At 70.4% G+C, this 2,640-nt stretch carries 2 protein-coding genes; one reads left to right on the top strand and one right to left on the bottom strand.

Annotation, left to right across the window (positions count from 1 at the left end; genetic code table 11):
* Nucleotides 1–59 precede the first annotated feature (59 nt).
* A complete protein-coding gene (locus tag V7067_RS17250; RefSeq protein WP_334177120.1) occupies nt 60–1,691 on the top strand; it encodes a hypothetical protein in 1,632 nt (543 codons plus the stop codon).
* A 112-nt stretch (nt 1,692–1,803) separates the two neighbouring features.
* Here the strand turns inward: V7067_RS17250 and V7067_RS17245 are convergent.
* Nucleotides 1,804–2,640, bottom strand: an 837-nt coding sequence (locus V7067_RS17245; RefSeq protein WP_334177119.1) for an aminotransferase class III-fold pyridoxal phosphate-dependent enzyme, incomplete at its 5' end; no start/stop codon positions are given.

Below are 2,640 nucleotides of genomic sequence, written 5' to 3'. Positions count from 1 at the left end.
AGGCCGGCGTCGGTTCCTACAGCCCGTTCCTCTATTTCCGGTTCTGAGGGAGGCGCACCATGGCTGCTGACAAGGCCGCAAAGCCGGCGAAGCGTGCCCGCGAGCCGATGCCGGTGACCGCTCTTTCCGCCCGCGACGGCGGCGGCTTTTTCTCCCGCCTCGGCCGCCGTGCCGTGGTGGCCGGGTTCGTCGCCGCGCTCATGGTGCCCGGCGCAGCCATTGCGCTGTCGCCGCACTTCCGCACCGCCGTCGGCACCGTCATCCTCAACTTTGCCGCCGGCGGCGAGCAGAAGGAGATCATCCGCTCCACCACGCCGCTGTGGTATGGCGCGGCCGATCTCTATGGCACCACGCTCTACAAGTGGCACACTTCGTCCAATCCGGCCGCGGGGGTGCTGGGCCGCGACGGCTTCATCTTCCTCGGCGATTTCTACAACAACTCGTTTTCCCAGAGCATCCACCGGCAGGTGCTGTCGCCGCAGGCAGCCGGCGACTGGGTGGAAACGCTGGCCGCCCAGCAGGCCTGGCTTGCCCGCCGCGGCATTGCACTGGTGTTCGTGGTCGGGCCTTCGACGGCCACCGTCTATGCCGACAAGCTGCCGCCGTGGGCGACGACGGAACTCGGCCGTCCGTCGAGCTTCGACGAGGTGCTGCGCCTCAATCGCGACCGCAATCTGGGTCTGGCGCTGGTCGACGTACGCGCCGCGCTGCAGGAGGCCCGCAAGACGGCGGCGACCTACGGCCCGCTCAACAGCCACTGGACCGGCTATGGCGCATGGGTGGCCTGGCAGCATATCGCCGCCACTCTCGGTGAGCGTATGCCCGGCTTCCGGGCCTTCGGCGTCGGCGATCTCCGCGCCGTGGTGCCGGAGCCCGATCACCTCAACGAATATTCCCGCCTGCTCGGCGTCGTCGGCCAGCCCAACCCGTGGGATACCTACGAGCTGACGCAGCCCTTCCCCGACATGGAAGTGACGGCTGCCGACGGCCGCACCTTCGCCGCTTCAGCCCGCGCCGAGACCGGCCTGCTGGACATGCCGCGCACCACCCGCACGGCGGCCGCGCCGACCCGCAAGCGCATTCTGGTGACGCGCGATTCCATGGGCGATGCGCTCTCGCCCTTCCTGCAGGCGAGCTTCGCGGAGACGGTGCAGATCGACCATCACGTCACCTACCGCGATTTCAACTCGGTCAATCTCGCCGGCGCGGTGGAGCGCACCCGGCCGGACGCGGTGATGTACATCATGGCCGAGCGCATGTTCGACAGCCCGCTCGGCGATCTGGCCTTCTGGCGTGCGGCCAATGCCTTCGATCTGGCGGAAGCGGGGGCCGAGCAGCACTGGCAGGCGGGCGGGGCGGCAACCGGCGCCGCCGGCGGCGGCAGCCTGACGCTGGAGGGCGCCGCACCCTTCACGCTGAGCTGGCAGCAGGGCGCGGCCGCGCCGCAGGGCTGGGTGCTGCGCATTGCCGCCGATGCCGCCGGACCGGCCGCCGTGGGGCTGGTGTGGCGGCAGGACGGGGCCGAGCACACCGCTCTGCAGACCATCCGCCGCGGCGTGAACCCGATGTTCTTCCGCCTGCCGGCCGGCGTGGAGCCGGGCTCGGTGCGGCTGATGCGCGCCGCCCCCGGCTATCCGGTCTCCATTCAGGGCTTCACCGTGCGCCCGGCCGCGATGCCCGCATCCGGCTGAACGGCCGGCAGACTGAACGGAGCGGGGCGAGGGGTGACCCGAACGGAACGGGCGCCCCGGTTCCTTTCAGAGCCGGGGCGCCCGTTCAGCGTTTCAGCGGGTGTGGGCCGGTTCAGGCGAGCGAGGTCAGCACCGCGTCGACCTGCTCCAGCGCCCAGTCGATCTCGTCGCGGGTGATGACGAGGGGCGGGGAGATGCGGATGGTGTGGCCGTGGGTGTCCTTGGCCAGCACGCCGCGCTCGCGCAGCGCCTCGCACACACGGCGGGCGCCGCCGGCATCGGGGTGCAGTTCCACCGCCACCATCAGGCCGCGGCCGCGCACCTCCCTCACCATGTTCGAGCGGATGCTCTCCAGGCCGCGCTTCAGGTAGGCGCCCTGGGTGGCGGAATTCTCGATCATGTTCTCTTCCACCAGCACCTTCATGGCCGCGCGGGCCACCGCACAGGCAAGCGGGTTGCCGCCGAAGGTGGAGCCGTGCTGGCCCGGCTGCAGCACGCCCAGCACCTCGGAGTTGGAGAGCACGGCCGAGACCGGATAGAAACCGCCGGACAGCGCCTTGCCCACCAGCGTCACGTCCGCCTCGATGCCCTCGTGCTCTTCGGCCAGCAGCCGGCCGGTGCGGCCGAGACCGGTCTGGATCTCGTCGAGGATCAGGGTCACGTTGTGGCGGGTGCAGATCTCGCGCACGCGGGTGAAATAGCCCGCCGGCGGAATGATGACGCCGGCCTCGCCCTGAATCGGCTCCACGAGGAAGCCGACCGTGTTGGGGGTGATGGCGGCTTCCAGCGCATCGGCATCGCCATAGGGGATGATGCGGAAGCCGGGCGCGAACGGGCCGAAGCCGCCGCGGGCATCGGGATCGGTGGAGAAACCGACGATGGCGATGGTGCGGCCGTGGAAGTTCTCGGCGCACACGATCACCTCGGCCTTGCCCTCCGGCACGCCCTT

This window comes from Pseudoxanthobacter sp. (assembly GCF_036822375.1).
Taxonomy (GTDB): domain Bacteria; phylum Pseudomonadota; class Alphaproteobacteria; order Rhizobiales; family Segnochrobactraceae; genus Pseudoxanthobacter.
This window is presented reverse-complemented; position numbering and strand designations above follow the sequence as displayed.

What these genes read in the sequence shown, in the direction of transcription:
- V7067_RS17250 (WP_334177120.1), top strand. Translation starts at nt 60, where the DNA reads ATGGCTGCTGACAAGGCCGCAAAGCCGGCGAAGCGTGCCCGCGAGCCG.